Here is a 17197-nt window from a genome sequence, read left to right on the forward strand (position 1 = left end):
TTTGCCGCCAGGGTCCCGGGCCTTGTGGCGCCGAGCACGAGTATCGACGAGAGAAGGAAGGGGATGAAGGGAAGGAAGGACGGCGCCTGGGCAATGGCGTAGGGCAGGAAGGAGAGGAACGGCAGGTCGTTTGCGGAGGCCGGGATATCCGCGATGCCGGAGCTGCTCAGAGCGCGGCAATATGCGAGCTCTGCGTCATTGGTCTCCTGGTCCCCCACGATGGACCCGGATTGGAAGCCCTCGTCCATGAGCGCGTAGTAGCTCTCGGCAGAGTCGAGAAAGGCGGCGTCGGTTTGAGCGGCGAGGGCGGCGTTCGCGTATCTTGCAAGCTCCGCGTCAGCTTGCTGCTCTGGAGATAGGTCTGTGCCGCTGGCCTGGGGCGCGCGCGTATTGAATGCGTCGACAAAGCCCTGCATGCCCTGCTTCATAAAGAAGGGCCCGTAGATGGGTGAATTGAACGCAATGGGGACGGAAAAGGCTGCAGCGAGAACGAGCGTACAAATCCATACGGCCTTGTCTCTTAGGATTAGTTTGAGAAGAAGTCGACAGTACATTCAGAAGCACCTGCATTCCTCAAAGAATCGTTAGATTAAAAGTAACAGACCGGATGAAGATACGTGCGACGGGGGCGAGGCGAATGACTGAACGGTATCGATACGCGGGTTCAACGGTATCACATTGGCCACATAGATTTTTAACTTGCATTTCTACCCGCCCTTTTCGTAAAGTCGCCGATACGTGCTTAGCGCACCCTCGGCGCGTCCGGCAGGCTTTGCGAAATGGGATCCAGGAGACTTCGGCGCAGCATCATCTTGCGGAATGCTTCTAATGAGCCTCCCATCCTTCAAAAACAGAATCTCATCGCACAGCCTATCGACCGAATCCAAGATGTGGGATGACATGATGATGCACGTACCAGAATCGGCCAGCTTCCTGAGAATCTCGGAATGCAAGTCCACCCTGCTGGGGTCGAGCGCGTTCATGGGCTCATCTAATAGAAGGTACCGCGCGCCCGTCGCATACGCAATCGCCAGGGTAAGCTGCTGCTTCATGCCCTGGCTCAGAGTGCAGATCCTCATCTTCGCGAACTCGCCTATCTGCGTTTGTTCCACTATCTCTTCGATATCGCGAGCATGCGGCCACATATCGCAAACCATCTTGAGGTGATCTTCCGCACGCAATCCGGGATACAGCAGCGTCCCCTCACCAGGTGCATAGAAGATCATAGAACGGACCTCTCTCGCACCCGTACCCTGCACCTCATCCAGAACGATGCTCCCGTCCACGCGAGGACCCGGCAAACCTGCCATCGCACGCAGCAACGTCGTCTTTCCATGCCCGTTCGGAGCGACGAGACCGTAGACCGTACCCGGGGCAAACTCAGCGTTCACCGAATCTACGAGCACCTTCTTTCCATAAGAGATCGTCAGCGTTTGAAGGTCAATCATCGAGATCATCCCCTTTCGATCTTTGGAACACTCAGGCGCACCATCAACGGAGATACGGCGCCCAAGACCACCAGCAGAGCGCCCGATGCGCCGACGACCTCTCCAAAAGGCATCGCGTTCGTCCCTCGCCCAAGGAACCCAATCGTCCCCACCTGGGAAGCGGAATCAAACGAGGCGAATGGAGCCAGCAGCGCGACGCCCATGCCCACGCTTTCAACATGAGCGCTCAACGAACCCAACACCAAGAGAACCGCGCAAACCATTCCGGTGACAACGGGGTTGCGGCTAATCGCCGCTGTCAACGCAGCGACGACGGAAATCACGCCGTATGCCATGACCAGCAACGGAATACTGCACAACACCGCCTCCCCCACCGTGGACGTTGTCGAAGCTCCCGCCCGAATGAGAGCGACGGAATACTCCGATCCACCCGCACCGTTCTTAATCACGGACACAACGACAGCGGGAACCATCGACACCAAAAGCAGCACCAAGCCAAGCAGGAGAGCCAGCGCAACAGCCGTCAGAAAACGCACATGCGCTGTTGCGGGGATCTGGAGAACCAGAAGGGAACGACACTGCAGGTGGGTGCACGCGAGCGATGTGACAACCACGGGCAACAGCAAAAATAAGGAGGGAAGCGCTGCCTGGAGATACGAAAGGAGGATTAATGGGGGCATCTTCGTACTTAACTCGTAAACCTTGGGGTCCGGCAAGCTCGCGATCGACTCAAGCAGAAGGGCGCGCGCCTCCGCACGAGAAGGAGTCTCCGGCTCGATTCCGATCGATTGCAGGAGAGTCGCATCTGCCGCGCCCAGCTCACCTCGAGCGCGCTCGTACGTCGCAAGGCTTCGAAACCCCTCCGCAGGCATAGGCGCGTACACGAAACCCGAAAGAGCATCCCGCATGTCTTCCAGGGCCGCTTTGCCCTCGACGTCCATATTCGCAGCGTTCTGCTCTAGATACCGATCTATTGAACGGAGCTCCCCATCCCTATACCGAACAGCGGAAACGTTATCAGCGTCAGGAAACATCTCGACCAGAGCCGGGGCCAGCATCGTCGTCGACATTGCAATCGCGCATACGGCGAGGGTAGGAGAACGCAGGAGCAGTTTCCCCATCGTTCTTACGTATGCAACGGCGGAGGCACAAGCGCTCGAACGAGTTGCCGTTCTCGATGCAATGAAGGAACCTCTCTCAAGACAAATCGGGGATATCGGGCACGCGCAGCCGCTCTTTCCAGCAACGCAAAGCAGGCTAATTGCCAGCACCTCGATCCCGATTGCGCATACGAGGGCAATCGCGCCACGCTCGAAGCAAAGTCCAGGCAGATTCACTATCTGCGTTGTCGGGTACGGGCTATAGGCGCCGACGGTCAACTCAGTGTTCGCATACGTAAGGGGATTCAACAGGGCGAACTCACGTAAAGCGATGGATCTTCCGTAATACCCGGGAACCATCGTCACCCCCATCAGGGCACATACGAACACGATTCCAAGCGTAGGGTTATTGGCAATCTTCACGGCAAGGTGAACGACAAGCGAGATGAACGCTGCCACCAAGAATTGCAAGATGGCCGTCTGCGCGAACACCAGCCAAGCCGGTTTGATAACCGGAGTCGCATATTGAATGTAGCCTATCGGATAGAACGACGAGCCCGGGCCATTCTTCACAAGCGCGGCGATTATCCCTGGAAGATTGATGGCGAGGACGGCAAGCATTGCAAAAACACTCGCCCATACGCTCGATGCAACAAGTCTACCCAGCTCGCCCATCGGTGCCTGGATGATGAGCTTTTCACGTTTGTTAAGACGCGCGGCAAGGAACGAGACGGCAACGGCCGTTGCGACCCATAGCAAGTACTCCTTCGATCCGTCATAATAGGTGTACTCTCCATCCGATATCTGCAGAAACGGAAGTAGGGGAGAGAGCGGTGCCAAGATAAGACGTCCCGCGGCAAGAGGGTACAGAAGCGCGGGCATGCTTGATGAAGAGGTATAGACACCGTCCTCCCCCGCATTCACAAGCGCATCCGCATAGGATGCTGACAATTCCTGCTCAACACGGGTTATTCCCGACTCGAGGTATTCGACCCGTCCGTCGATGCCAGCCGCGCTCCTGAAGACGGGCAGAGCACAAAGAACCATCAACGCAACAACGACAACACAGAGCGACCTGGAGGAGAGAAGCGACCTAAAGATCGCCTTCGAGATTTTGAGCATATTCATCGCCAACCTTAACCTCATCCAGTCGGAACAGAGGGGCCGAACAAAATGCTCGGCCTTATTACTTGCCGGCAAAGTCAATTTAACATAAACTGTTAAAAAGTAACCTGAGTTTTTTAAATTCTTCGGAGGTTATTATGAGTTCCGACAATCGCACTCCCCGGCTTCATTCCTTCCGCATCGCATGTGCGATAGCCTCTGCGACCCTTTGCGCCACCGCCATCGCACAAGTGGCGTTCTCCTTAAAGCCAGCAATCGAAGTGCTCGACAACCCTGTAATTGCAGACTCCCCCGCGTATCCAGCCCTTGCGATCTCGACATTGGTCCCTGCCGTCATCGGTATCGCTACGACCATCCTCAGCGCCGTTCTCGTGTGGACGATCAAGAGCGGAGACCCCTTCAAGAAAGGGTCTGCGACATGCTTGAAGGTGCTCGGCATTCTCTTCGTTGTTCAAGCTGCCACCAGCCTCTACGCCGGCCCACTCAAAACCTCCGTTTCGATGTTTGGCGGCGAGGGGGCCGTCGGCGCCCAAGAGATCGCTTCATCATTCGATTGGACCTCTCTGGTTCTCGGCATCGTCCTGTTCATGCTTTCCCAGCTCTTCTTGTACGCCCGAGAGCTGTACCTCGACTCCGACGAGATTGCGTAAGGAAACGCCATGCCCGTAATTGTTCGCCTCGACAAGATCATGGCCGAGCGAAAGATTTCCTCGAACGAACTTGCCGAAAGGATTGGAACCACGCCCGTGAACCTGTCCCGTATTAAAAAAGGGCATATTCGCGGCATTCGCTTCAACACACTCGAGCAGCTATGCCTCGCCCTTCGTTGCCAACCCGGAGACCTTCTCGAAGTCATGAGCGAAGAGGATGCCCGAAAGGAGTTCGGACTCGATTGGTCCGCCGAGGATTAGAGGGCGGTCGTACTCGCCCTGCACACGGGGATGCGAATCGGCGAGGTCTGCGGCCTTCGGTGGTGCGATGTGGATTTCGAGACGGGCCTGATCTCGATCAAACACTCGGTGGCGTACGCGAAGGGAATGGGTTCGTTCATCAAGGACACCAAGACCCATGACGCCAGGGGTATCCCCATCGACCCGGTCGGCCTACTCCCCTTCCTGAAGGAGACCCACGAGATCGACTGCGGAAAGCTGCGCTTGCGCGGCCTTACCGGGGCGGTCGAGATCGGGGACTGCTACATCCTGTCGGAGCCGGGCGCGACCTTCGCGACGACAAGCTATATCCGCAGGGCGTTCAAGACGTTCTCGGAGACCAACGGCCTCATGGGCACCAACGACGAGCTGATCACGTTCCACGGCCTTCGCCACACGTTCGCAACGCAGTGGATCCGCCAAGGCGGCGATATCAAGGCGCTCCAATCGATCCTCGGCCACAAGGACACCATGGCGACGCTCAACGTCTACGCCGACATCGAGCCCATCTCCAAAATCCATAACATGCTGCGCGCCACGCCGTGCCTTTGGCGCGGGCACCTCGGGCCGAGGGTCGATCCGGGTCCCATGTTCCAACAGAGGATCCAGGAGTCCATCGAGACGCTCCAGGCGTTCGGCTACGGCATCACCGAGCCGGACGACCGAAATATCGCCATACGCGACGTGAAGACGAACAGTTGGCTCTAGCTCACCGAGTACGCGGCAGTGCTGGGCCCATCCCAACTGAGGTCACGGTGGTCCGATAGGGGCGCCGCCCGCGGCATGCGCCGCGGAGCGGTATCCCCTACCGAAGGGCGGGGATGCCCTCCGCTTCCAGTTCGGAATCAGCCGTCGGAGGCGTTCGGCTGACTGCGGGAACGGCCTGTCCGCTCAATGTGTTCGGCTGAGATCGGAAATCAACCCAACACGAGCCGGACACGCGCAAGACGGCTCTTCCCCGTACGGCCTTCCCCCTTACGCTCATGTTGCAGGCATGTAACGCCGCAGCGAGCGCGCCTTTTTTGCGCCAGACAGGTACAATGATGAACACTGTACCGTAGCGGAGCGCCCCGCGCGCGCCGCAATCACGCGAAAGGGTTTCCCATGGCCGAGATCTCGTCCTCCCGTATCGTCATCACCGTCCTTGGCAAGAACCGCCCCGGCATCGTCGCCGGCGTCACCCGTGTCCTAGGCGAGGCCAACGTCGACATCCGCGACATCACGCAGTCCATTATCGAGGACATCTTCACCATGACCATGCTGGCCGATACCGCCGAGTCCAAGCTCGACTTCGCCGAGCTGCAGAAGGCGCTGGCCGAGGCCGGCGAGCTTTCGGGCGTCAACGTGTCCATTCAGCGCGAGGACGTCTTTAACTTTATGTACCGCCTGTAGCGAACAAGCCGCTCGGGGCAGCTTGACGTCATATCGTCCAAGCGCGCGGCCCCAAAGCGGACCGGAGAGGAGCGCGCATGGCCTACGACGCCAAGAAAATCTACTACCGCTTCGACGATCACCTGAGCCGCCTGGTTCTGGATTACGAGGCGAGCCGTCAGATTTCGCCCGAAAGCGAAAACCTCTACCACGGCCTGCCGACCGCCCCGTACGACGAGGACCTGTTCGTAGAGCACAACGTCAAGCGCGGCCTGCGCAATGCCGACGGCTCGGGCGTGGTCGCGGGTCTCACCCGTATCTCGGATGTGCATGGCTACAACAAGGTCGACGGAAAGGTCGTGCCCGATCAGGGCAAACTCACGCTTCGTGGCTACAGCATCGAAGACCTGGTCAACAACGCCCAGGCCGAGGATCGCTATGGCTACGAAGAGGTCGCCTACCTGCTCATCACGGGCTCGCTGCCCACCAAAGAGGAACTCGACGGTTTTTGCGAACGCCTGGGTGCTTTTAGGCATCTGAGCGACGAATACGTCCGCGAGTTCCCCATGACCACGGTGTCGTCGAGCATCATGAATGTGCTTCAGCGCGCCGTGCTGCTGCTCTACGCCTTCGACGCCGAGCCCGACGCCATTACACCCGAGCACGAAATCGACGTCGCCATCTCAATGCTCGCCCGTCTCCCCCGCATCGCCGCCTTCGCGCATATGGCCTCGGTCGCCAAACGCCGCGGCTCCGAGGTTCATGTACCGCACCCCACACCCGGCCTCTCCACCGCCGAGACCATCCTGCAGGTGTTGCGCGGCGGTATGGCATTCACCCGCGACGAAGCCATGCTGCTCGACGTGATGCTCATGCTGCATGCCGAGCACGGCGGCGGCAACAACTCCACGTTCGCCTGCCGTGTGCTGTCCTCCTCGGCCACCGACCCGTATTCCGCCTACGCCGCGGCCATCGGCTCGCTCAAGGGCCCGCGCCACGGCGGCGCCAACGCCAAGGTCGTGTCCATGCACGAGGACATCCGTGCGCATGTTTCCAATTGGGAGGACGAGGACGAGGTCGCAGCCTACCTGGGCAAGATCCTCGACAAGCAGGCCTTCGACGGCACGGGCCTCATCTACGGTATGGGCCACGCCGTCTACACGCTGAGCGACCCGCGTGCCGAGGTGTGCCGCCGTTACGCGCGCACGCTTGCCGCCAAGAAGGACCTGGGCGAGGAGTTCGCGCTCATCGAGCGTATCGAGCGCCTGGCCCCGCAAGTAATGCGTGATCACGGCATGACCAAGCCCATCTGCGCCAACATCGACCTGTACACGGGCTTTATCTACAAGATGCTCGGCGTGCCCGAGACGCTCTTTACGCCGCTGTTCGCCGTCGCCCGCATGGCCGGCTGGTCGGCGCACCGCATGGAAGAGCTCTTCTGCGCGCATCGCATCATCCGCCCGGCATACCGTCCGGTGATCGATCCGCTGGAGTACAAGCCGCTCGCCGATCGCTAAGACGCGGACCGTTATAGAACCCGAACGTGGCCAGGGCATCACCGCCCTCGGCCACGCTTTTTATGCCAGTAGAAAGGATCGCAACGAATGATTGTGTTTTCCGATATGGATGGAACACTGCTGACGAGTGATAAGCAGATGAGCGACGCCACCTGGGCGATGCTCGACGAGCTTGCGCGCCGCGGTATTGAGTTTGTGCCCTGCACGGGGCGCCCGCTGTCGGGTATCTTTGAGCCCATCCTCGCCCACCCCGCCGTACACTACGCGGTCTGCGCCAACGGTGCCAGCGTCTGGCAGCTCGACGACGGTACGCCCACCGATACTTCACACGCTACGCGCATTTTGAGCCGACCGCTCGACCGTGCCATCGCCCACCGCGTCCATCGCATCGCCGCCGGCCATGACGTCACCTTCGATATCTTCGCGGACGGGCAGTGCTTCCTTCCCCGCTCGCTCTACACGCGCCTGGACGAATTCTGCGGCGGCGACCCCCACATCGCGGCTTCGCTCAAGCGCACACGAACGCCGATCGACATGGATATCGACAGCAAGATCGACGAGGTCGAGACGCTCGAACGCATCGCCATGTACTGGCACGACCCGGCCGATCGCGACGCCATCGCGGCGGAGCTCGAAACGCTCGGAGGCATTGAGGTCACGCGTTCGTACGCCATGAATATCGAGGTCATGGGCGAGGGCGCCACCAAGGGAACGGCATTGGCTTGGCTATGCGGGCATCTGGGCGAGCGTCTTGCCGACGCCTGGGCCTTCGGCGACAACATCAACGACATCCCCATGCTGCAGGCGGCGGGCCATGGCATGGCCATGATCAACGCCGAGCCCGAGGACCGCGACGCCGCCGACGCCATCACCGAATACGATAACGACCACGACGGCGTCGCCCGCGCCATCATGGCTGCCCTCGCCTAGTCATTGGGGACGTTCTTAAACGACTAGTCACTGGGGACACTCTTCGCGAAAAAGTTGCAAGGACTGTCCCCCACTGCCGGCGGAAAAGGAACGTCCCCAACTGCCGGATCAGGCGAGGCTCTCCAAAACGTGGCGGAGCTCCTGCTGGACGGCGTGGTCGCGGTTGCGCCCCACCACGCGATCGGCAACGGCCTTGAGCGCGGGGCGTGCATTTTCCATCGCACAACCCGTGCCGACAAAGCGAATGATCTCGTAATCGTTCATCGAGTCGCCAAACGCCATGACCTCGTCGCGCCCAATGCCGTAATGCTCCGCGAGCTGCGCGATGCCCGAGGCCTTCGACACGCCGGGCTGCATGGCGTCGATCCACGCGTTGCCCGAAGGCGCGAAAGTAAAGAGCTGACCGAGTTCGCGCTGCAGCACGTACGCACTGTCCATAACGGCACCGTCGTCGCAAAAGATACTCGCCTTGATGATATTTACGCTGGGCTCGGGCAGCTCCCAAATGCGCTCGGCATTGGGAAGGTCTTTATCGACCTCACGCACAAACTTGCACTCGTCATCGAGCAAAAAGGACTTGGTTCGGTCGAAGAGCGCAAGATGCAGATTGGGAAACGTCGCGACGGCCTGGGCGAGCTTTCGAATCGCCAGGTGCGAATATACCTCGCGGTCTACCATTTTGCCGTCGGCGTAGACCTGGGCACCGTTAGCTGCGACAAAGTCCATCTTGTCGCGAACGGGCGCAAAGAACTCGCACAGGCGATCGTAGCGGCGGCCTGACGATGCGGCGAAATGCACGCCATGCTCGTGTAGCGCCAGAATCAGTTCGTAGGTCTCGGGAGGCACCTGGCCGTTTTCGTCAAGCAACGTGCCGTCCATATCGGATGCAATCAGTTTAAACATAGAAAAGCTCCCTTCGGGCTTGTTGGAATCGAACGTGTATCCGATTCCAACGTACCCAAAGGGAGCTCAGATAAGACTCCGCGGGCGCAAACGTTACAACTAGTCGTTTAAGAACGTCCCCAATGACTAGTCGGCGTAGGTGAAGGTCGTGACGTCGAACATGCCCTCAGGGCGGATGCGGAGCGTCGGGATCACCGGCAGGGGCAGGAAGATGATGCCCATGATGGGGTCGAGCGGCGGCTCAATACCCATGGCGCGCGCCTTGACCATAAAGTCGTCGTGTTGCGCGGCGACGTCTTCGGCAGTGCCCTCGCTCATCAGACCGCCGAGTGCCAGCGGAATACGCGCCACGACCTCGCCGTTGCACACCAGCACGTGGCCGCCCTGGCCCACGGCCTCAACGGCGGCCATCATATCGGCCGCGTTGTCGCCCACCACGCACACGTTGTGCGAGTCGTGGCCGATCGTAGAGGCAATGGCGCCGCCCGTGATGGTAAAGCCGCGCACCCAGCCGCGACCGATGTGCTTGCCAACAAGACCCAGGCCAGCGGGGCCGTCGCCGTCGGCGCCCTCGGCCTGCAGTGACACGCCGCGGCCGTGGCGCTCAATCAGCATAATGCGGCGCAGGCCCTCGGCGTTCTCGGGGCGAGCCATACCCGTGATGGCCTTACCCGGCACCACGTCGATCACGGCCTCGCCCGGCTTAAAGGCATAGTCGAACACGTCGAGCGATAGCTTCGGCAGTTTAACGGAAGCACGCAGTTCATCGGCAAGCGCTGCGACCTCGGCCATCTCGGGTGCGATCTCGCCCACAAAGGTGCCGTCCTGCGCCACCAGAGCACCGGCGGCATATACGCGATGCGGAGCCGTGGCAAACGTCAGGTCATTGAGCACCAGCAGGTCGGCACGCTTGCCCGGGGCGATGGCGCCACGCAGTTCGTGCGGGTCGCGGCAACCGTGGTCCAGGCCAAACGCCTCGGCCGTGGAGAGGGACGCCATGGAGATAGCGACCACGGGGTCGATACCGGCCTCAATCGCCACGCGGCAGGCATTGTCGATCATGCCGGTCGCAAGCGCATCGGAAGGGGCGCGGTCGTCAGTCGCAAAGCAGCAGCGGCGGGCGCGCGCGGGATTCTCCAGCAGCATCGGGGACAAATTGGCCAAGTCGTGGCTGCACGTGCCCTCACGCAGCATCACATACATGCCGCGGGATAGCTTGTCGAGCGCCTCCTCGGGAATCGTCGACTCGTGGTCGGCGATAATGCCCGCTGCGGCATAGGCGTTGAGGTCCTTACCGGCAACGAGCGGCGCATGGCCGTCGACCTGCTTGGACGGCGTCTGGTTGGCAGCATCGATGCGAGCACAGGTCTCGGGGTCGGCCATAAAGACGCCCGGCAGGTTCATCATTTCGCCCAGACCAAAGACATCGCCTGGATGCTCGGCAAAAAACGCCTGCATATCGGCAGCCGAAATAACGGCACCGGCCTGCTCGTCGGGCAGCGCGGGCACGCACGAGGGCATCATATACTTGATGGAAATGGGCACGCGACGACCGTCCTCGATCATAAAGCGCAGGCCGTCGAGCCCCGCTACGTTGGCGATCTCGTGGCTGTCGGCAATGGCAGTGGTGGTGCCACGCGTCGCCGCCATACGCGCATACTCGGCTGGACGGATGTTCGAGGACTCGATATGCAGATGTCCGTCGATAAAGCCGGGGGCGATATAGCGACCCTGGCAGTCAATGACCTCGGTCGCCTCGTAGGTGCCGGCGGCATCGTCGCGGCCGTCGTAGAGCACGCCGACGATTACGCCATCCTTGACGGCAACGCTACCAGGCGCCACGCGCTGGCCATATACGTCGACAATCTGTGCATTGGTAAACAGCGTGTCGACGGGCACGCGACCCTCGGCGGCCTCGATCACAGACCTCATGACCTCAACGGACATACATACTCCTTTAACCGTAGAAAACGCTGCGGAGCGGACGAGCCTTCACCACAGCAAGCCAATAGCAATTGTATGCCCAAAAGAAGGTCCCGCTAACATCCCATCCGCTTAACGGCACCGCCAAATGATCCCTTGGGGACGGAGAAAAAAGTTGCGGTGGAATAGTTCCTGCCTGGGCGCCCGTATGGCATTTTTAGGAACTATTTCACCGCAACTCAAAAGGCCGCAGTCGGGAGTTCCGGCTGCGGCCCTATTGCACATGTTAGGTTGACCTACTTGCTAGACCAACTTAAAGCCCTTGCGCTTGCCTACGGAGAGGGTGTCGCCCGGCTTGAGGGCGCTGGGGTCGATGTTATAGCTCTTGGGAGCCACGGCCTTGCCGTTGATCTTGACGCCGCCGCCGTCAATGTCACGACGGGCCTGGCCGGCGCTCGCCGAAAGGCCCAGGTCCTTAAGCAGGCCTGCGAGGTAGATCTGGCCCTCGTCGTTGACGGTCAGCTCGACATGCTTCTCGGGGAAGTCGGCAAGCTGGCCCTCCTTGAACACGCGGTCGAACTCGGCCTGAGCCTCGTCACCGGCGCCGGCACCGTGATAGGTGTCGCACAGGTCGCGGCCCAGCGCGCGCTTGAGCTCATAGGGGTCGGCGGAACCGTCGGCCAGGGCGGCGTCGATCTTGTCGACCTCGGCCGGGGTGAGCGAGCTGGCCAGACGATAGTACTTGCCGATCATCTCGTCGGGGATGGACATGGTCTTGCCGAACATATCCTTGGGAGCATCGGTCAGGCCAATGTAGTTGCCGTAGGACTTGGACATCTTGCGCACGCCATCGGTGCCCTCGAGCAGCGGCATGGTAAGCGCAATCTGCGGCTCCATGCCCATCTTCTCCATGAGCTCGCGACCAGCGAGCAGGTTGAAGAGCTGGTCGGTGCCGCCCATCTCCACGTCGGCCTTGATCTGAACGGAGTCGAAGGCCTGCATCACGGGGTACAGGAACTCGTGCAGGGCGATCGGCGTCTGGGACTGGTAGCGCTTGGTAAAGTCATCGCGCTCGAGGATGCGGGCGACGGTGAACTTGGAGCACACCTGCAGCAGGCCGGCCAGATCCATCGACAGGATCCAGTCGCCGTTGTGCACGATGGTGGTCTTCTCGGGATCCAGGATCTTCATGGCCTGGCTCACGTAGGTCTCGGCGTTGGCCTCGATCTGCTCCTGCGAAAGCTGCGGGCGGGTGGAGTTCTTGCCCGAAGGATCGCCGATCAGTGCGGTGCCGTTACCGATGATGAGGGTGACGTTGTGGCCCAGGTCCTGGAACTGACGCATCTTGCGCAGGGGCACGGCATGGCCCAGGTGCAGGTCGGGGCTGGTGGGATCGACGCCGAGCTTGATGTTGAGGGGCTCGCCCTTCTCAAGCTTCTTGCGAAGGTCGGCCTCGGGGACGATCTGCGCTGCGCCCGAGGTGATGATACGCATTTGCTCGTCGACAGACAGCATTGGGTATCCTCCTTTTGCTATAGCACCCTCACCGGATACGGCGGTGCTCGAAGTTCATAAACCCACTAATAATAACCAAAACGGCGCGGCCGAACACCTACGACAGGAAAATCCTCGTCCTGCCGCACGCGTCGATAACGACCGGCAAACGCGTGCCGTCACGTTCGACCAAAAAGCGCGCCTGCTGGCGGCGCGAGCAGTCACGGCAACGGACCTGCCCCGTCACATCCGTGGCGCAGGCGCCCTCGGCGGTCAGCAAGCAGTGCTCGCACACCATGAGCTCGGGGCGGTCGGCGTCGACAGGCCCCAAGACACCGGGGCAAGCGGCAAGCTCGGCAACACGCTCCGCGTCGTCGGCGACAAGCTCGGCAGGCAAATACACACGGCCCGCGCCGAGCCCGCGTAGCCAGGCAAGCGTAACCCGGTTCGCGCAAAACACCGGTGCCGCAACGTCAAACGCCACGCCCAGCTCACGCGCCATCGCCACCTGTCCCAGATTACGGCAGACGACGCGCCCGGCACGCCGCATAAGCGAGCGGATACGCGAGGCATCGGCTGCGCGACAGACCTCGTCGAGCACCACGGTCGCATCGGACAGATCGCGCTCGCCACACGGGTCGGCATCCATCAGCTGCCAGGCAAAAACCATGCGAGCGGAAGCCCCCTTTTCCGACGGCTCCGTCAACGCCGCCTCGGGCACGTCGCCAACAGCCACGGCGCCCTCAAAGGGCAGCATCTCAACGGCTCGTGGAACGGGTACGACCGCGTCCGCCTCGACCCGCATGCGCTCCAGCGCCGTCGCCGTCTGCTCCAACACGCCGGCGCTGCGGATCAGGTACACCTCGCATCCCGCATCCACCTTACGCTTGCAGTGCACGACAATGCGCTCCCCTGCCGCCGCGTCCACCGGGCAGGGCACCTGGGGCCAGCGTTTGGGCACATCGGGACGTGCATCGGCACCCGGATAGAAACGAATCTCGAGCGTGTCGCCCGCGGCCACGGCAGCATCGAGCTCGACGGTCACCTCTTCGTGACCCACCGTCACCAAGTGGCCCACGCGCACGCCCTGGTTAATCGCACGCTCAAAGCTCATGAGCTCGGCGCCCGAACGCCCCCGCAGATACGCGTCGGTAAATCCACGGTTGAACGACCTGCCCAATTCGCGCTCGAGCGCCGATACGGCAGCGGCATCCCACGTGCCATCGCGCAGCATATCGAGTGCACGACGCCACACCCGCACCACGTTGAACACGTAGTCGGGGTTTTTCATGCGCCCCTCGATCTTGAGCGACACCACCCCGGCCCCAACAAGCTCGGGCAGGTACGCAATGCCCAGATAGTCACGCGGGCACAGCAGACGATCGCCCTCCACGGAAACGACGCTCTCCCCCGCCTCGTCCACCAGGTCGTACGCCAAGCGGCACGGCTGCGTACAGTCGCCGCGCATCGCCGATCGCCCACGCCGCAGGGCCGAAAACTCGCAGGCGCCCGAATATCCAATGCAAATCGCTCCGTGGCAGAACACCTCGATAGGCACGCCGACAGCACACAGGGCGGCAATCTCGTCGACCGCCAGCTCGCGGGCGGTCGTCACGCGCTCGACCCCGAGCTCGTCGGCAGCCAGGCGCACGGCGCCTTCGCTATGGACGCCCGCCTGCGTGGACAGGTGAATCTCGACCCCGGGAATCGCCGCGCGCAACGCGCAGGCCAGACCGGCATCCGCCACGATCAGGGCATCGGCACCCAACTCATGTGCGTGCGCCCCCAGCGCCACCGCGTCGGCCAACTCGTCATCGAACACAAACACGTTGAGTGTCACGTATACACGCACGCCGTGCGCATGCGCCGCGGCGCAGCCGCGCAAAAACTCGTCGTCGGTAAAGCCGCGTGCGCTCACGCGAGCGTTAAACCCGCCCAGGCCCGCATAGATGGCATCGGCGCCCGCCGCGATGGCAGCGAGCATCTGATCGAGCCCGCCCGCAGGCGCCAACAGCTCGGGCAGCGCCATCCCGGCAGCCCCTGGCTTCCTCCCATATTGTCCACTCGGCCCCATCGTCCGAATCGCCATCGGCAAACTCCTTACCAACAAGGTATGCATTCACTCTGAAAAATGCCGTCATCCAGCATACACGAGGCCTCGCGCGCCTCGTTTGGTTTATCGTGTAATAACTTATGTCCATCCTGCCCCAGCGGCGCACCCGCCGCCCGGCACGACATACCTGGAGGTCAATATATGGGTCCTCGCCAACGACAGGGACGCAGTCGTTCCAAGACGCACGCCCTGCCCATGATCCTGCTCTCGTTCTTGGGCTTTTTGCTCATCGCGGGCGTAGCGTTTGGCATCGGCATGATCGGCAACGTCAACCGTTGGCTGTCCGATCTGCCCGACTATACCGACGCCAACGCCTATCTGGTGAGTGAACCCACCGAGATCGTCGATTGCAACGGCAACAAGATCGCGAGCTTCTACACGCAAAACCGCAAGTCCGTCACCAAGGACCAGGTCTCTCCGTACGTGCTGCAGGGCACCGTCGACGTTGAGGACGAGCGCTTCTACGAGCACGGCGGTATCGACCTGTGGGGTATCGCGCGTGCTGCCGTGGCAACCGTCTCCGGTGGCCACGAGGGCGCATCGACCATCACCCAGCAGCTGGTACGCAACACCATCCTGCAGGAGGAGCAGTTCGATTCGACCATCGAGCGTAAGGTGCGCGAGGCCTATATCGCCATCAAGATGGAGGAGATGTACTCCAAGGACGAGATCCTCATGATGTACCTCAATACCATCTATTACGGCCACGGTGCCTACGGCATCGAGGCCGCCGCCGAGACCTACCTGTCCAAGAGCGCCGCCGACCTCACCCTGAGCGAGGCCGCGCTGCTCATCGGCCTTCCCAACTCGCCGTCGCAGTACGACCCCACGGTCAACCCCGACTTAGCGCTCTCCCGCCGCAACAAGGTCCTCGACAACATGCTGCGCTTGGGCCATATCACCCAGGAGGAGCACGATGCCGCCCAGGCCGAGCCCATCACGCTCAACGTGACCGAGATTTCGGGCAGCGGTGTCGACGTCTACTCTCAGCCCTACTTTGTGGCCTACGTTAAGAAGCTTCTGGAGCAAGAGTTCTCCACCGACGTGCTCTTTAAGGGCGGCCTGACCGTCAAGACCACCATCGACCCCACGATGCAGCAGACTGCCGAGGAGGCCGTGCGCGCCCAGCTCGACACGCTTTCGCTCGACGGCCTGGACATGGGCATGGTCGTCGTCGACCCCAAGACCGGCTACATCAAGTGCATGGTGGGCGGATACGACTACAACGCCGACGAGAACCACGTGAACCACGCCACGGCCAAGCGTCCCGTGGGCTCCACGTTTAAGGCCTTTACGCTGGCCACCGCCATCCAAAACGGCATGAACCCCAACGTCACCCTCAACTGCAACTCGCCTCTTACAGCCAAGGGCACCACGACCAAGGTGCAAAACTACGCCAACCAAAGCTACGGCACCATCACGCTCAAGCAGGCGACGGCATACTCCTCCAACACCGGCTATATCCAGGTTGCAGAGGCTATCGGCAATAACAAGATCATGTCGCTCGTCAAAAAGCTCGGCATCGATCCTACTAAGGACAATATCGAGGACGTTCCCGTCATGACGCTCGGCACCGGCTCCATCTCGCCGCTCGAGATGGCCGCGGCCTACGCCACGTTCGCCAACGGCGGTTACTATCGCCAGCCAATCGCCATCACCGAGATCGATTCGCGTACCGGCTCGGTGCTGTACCAGCACACCGATAACCCCTCGCAGGTGCTCTCCACCGGCGAGGCCGCGGCAGTGACCGACGTCCTGACCGGTGTTATGCAGGGTAGCGGCACGGGTGCCGCCGGCGCTCTGAGCGTCAACCAGCCCTATGCCGGCAAGACGGGTACCACCGACAACACCACCAACCTGTGGTTCTGCGGCTATACCCCGCAGCTTGCATGCGCCCTGTGGACCGGCTACTCCGCAGGCGAGATCCCCATCCAAAAGTACGGCACGGACCTGCTGGGCGACAGCACCAACCTGCCCGTCTTTAAGAAGTTCATGAACACCGTCCTTGCCGGCACCGACCGCGAGGAGTTCCCGACGGGCACTGCCCCCACGTATAAGAACAACAACGTCTGGAAGTTCTACGGCACCAACAACACCAAGAAGTCGGATAGCGACGCCGAGGACAAAGACGAGGAAGAATCCACGACTACGACGACCACCACTACGACCACGACCACCGAGACCACGGGCGGTGACTCCACGGGTGGCACCGGAACGACCGGCGGCTCGACGGGCGGCGACGGTAGTGGCGGTGAAGGCGGCGAGGGTGGCTCCCCCACGCCCACACCTACACCTACCCCAACGCCCGACCCCTCTACGGGTCAGTAGGCACCAGCCATAGCCA

Annotated in this window: 14 protein-coding genes; 7 read left to right on the forward strand and 7 right to left on the reverse strand. The window is 61.3% G+C overall.

The window, feature by feature from the left end; genetic code table 11:
* The 3 genes from ABHU32_RS07445 to ABHU32_RS07455 form a co-directional block, all read right to left on the reverse strand.
* Nucleotides 1–428 (reverse strand): hypothetical protein (locus tag ABHU32_RS07445; RefSeq protein ID WP_346979531.1); only part of this gene is annotated, 428 nt, incomplete at its 3' end.
* A gap of 279 nt (nt 429–707) precedes the next feature.
* Complete coding sequence (locus tag ABHU32_RS07450) at nt 708–1457, reverse strand: ABC transporter ATP-binding protein (protein ID WP_117638119.1); 750 nt, start codon at nt 1455–1457, stop codon at nt 708–710.
* Complete coding sequence (locus ABHU32_RS07455) at nt 1454–3676, reverse strand: hypothetical protein (protein WP_346979532.1); 2223 nt, start codon at nt 3674–3676, stop codon at nt 1454–1456. The genes ABHU32_RS07450 and ABHU32_RS07455 overlap by 4 nt, the downstream gene beginning before the upstream one ends.
* Nucleotides 3677–3810: 134 nt before the next feature.
* On the opposite strand from ABHU32_RS07455, the gene ABHU32_RS07460 reads away from it, so the two are divergent.
* The 6 genes from ABHU32_RS07460 (at nt 3811) to ABHU32_RS07485 (ending at nt 8420) form a co-directional block, all read left to right on the forward strand.
* A complete protein-coding gene (locus tag ABHU32_RS07460; RefSeq protein ID WP_346979533.1) occupies nt 3811–4323 on the forward strand; it encodes a hypothetical protein in 513 nt (170 codons plus the stop codon).
* A gap of 9 nt (nt 4324–4332) precedes the next feature.
* Nucleotides 4333–4584: a helix-turn-helix domain-containing protein gene (locus ABHU32_RS07465; RefSeq protein WP_006235292.1), complete on the forward strand. Its 252-nt coding sequence runs from the start codon at nt 4333–4335 to the stop codon at nt 4582–4584.
* Nucleotides 4585–4602: 18 nt separating this feature from the next.
* The gene (locus tag ABHU32_RS07470) at nt 4603–5310 is read left to right on the forward strand and encodes a site-specific integrase (protein ID WP_346979553.1); all 708 of its coding nucleotides are present in this window, start codon (nt 4603–4605) and stop codon (nt 5308–5310) included.
* Between the two features lie 396 nt (nt 5311–5706).
* Nucleotides 5707–5994, forward strand: a complete 288-nt coding sequence (locus ABHU32_RS07475) for an ACT domain-containing protein (RefSeq protein ID WP_006235289.1) — start codon at nt 5707–5709, stop codon at nt 5992–5994.
* A gap of 77 nt (nt 5995–6071) precedes the next feature.
* A complete protein-coding gene (locus tag ABHU32_RS07480; RefSeq protein ID WP_346979534.1) occupies nt 6072–7490 on the forward strand; it encodes a citrate synthase in 1419 nt (472 codons plus the stop codon).
* An 87-nt stretch (nt 7491–7577) separates the two neighbouring features.
* The gene (locus ABHU32_RS07485; RefSeq protein WP_346979535.1) at nt 7578–8420 is read left to right on the forward strand and encodes a Cof-type HAD-IIB family hydrolase; all 843 of its coding nucleotides are present in this window, start codon (nt 7578–7580) and stop codon (nt 8418–8420) included.
* 108 nt (nt 8421–8528) lie between these two features.
* Here the strand turns inward: ABHU32_RS07485 and ABHU32_RS07490 are convergent, their stop codons facing one another.
* The 4 genes from ABHU32_RS07490 to ABHU32_RS07505 all read right to left on the reverse strand — a co-directional run bounded on the left by ABHU32_RS07490 (nt 8529) and on the right by ABHU32_RS07505 (nt 14769).
* Complete coding sequence (locus tag ABHU32_RS07490; protein WP_346979536.1) at nt 8529–9323, reverse strand: Cof-type HAD-IIB family hydrolase; 795 nt, start codon at nt 9321–9323, stop codon at nt 8529–8531.
* A gap of 126 nt (nt 9324–9449) precedes the next feature.
* On the reverse strand, nt 9450–11270 hold the full coding sequence (locus ABHU32_RS07495; RefSeq protein ID WP_346979537.1) for an adenine deaminase: 1821 nt from the start codon (nt 11268–11270) through the stop codon (nt 9450–9452).
* A gap of 279 nt (nt 11271–11549) precedes the next feature.
* Nucleotides 11550–12761: a tyrosine--tRNA ligase gene (gene tyrS, locus ABHU32_RS07500; protein ID WP_346979538.1), complete on the reverse strand. Its 1212-nt coding sequence runs from the start codon at nt 12759–12761 to the stop codon at nt 11550–11552.
* Between the two features lie 97 nt (nt 12762–12858).
* On the reverse strand, nt 12859–14769 hold the full coding sequence (locus ABHU32_RS07505; protein ID WP_346979539.1) for a U32 family peptidase: 1911 nt from the start codon (nt 14767–14769) through the stop codon (nt 12859–12861).
* Nucleotides 14770–14994: 225 nt separating this feature from the next.
* On the opposite strand from ABHU32_RS07505, the gene ABHU32_RS07510 reads away from it, so the two are divergent.
* A complete protein-coding gene (locus ABHU32_RS07510; RefSeq protein ID WP_346979540.1) occupies nt 14995–17181 on the forward strand; it encodes a transglycosylase domain-containing protein in 2187 nt (728 codons plus the stop codon).
* Nucleotides 17182–17197: the final 16 nt, after the last annotated feature.

This window comes from Collinsella aerofaciens (assembly GCF_039758965.1).
In the GTDB taxonomy this organism is placed as follows: domain Bacteria; phylum Actinomycetota; class Coriobacteriia; order Coriobacteriales; family Coriobacteriaceae; genus Collinsella; species Collinsella aerofaciens_BR.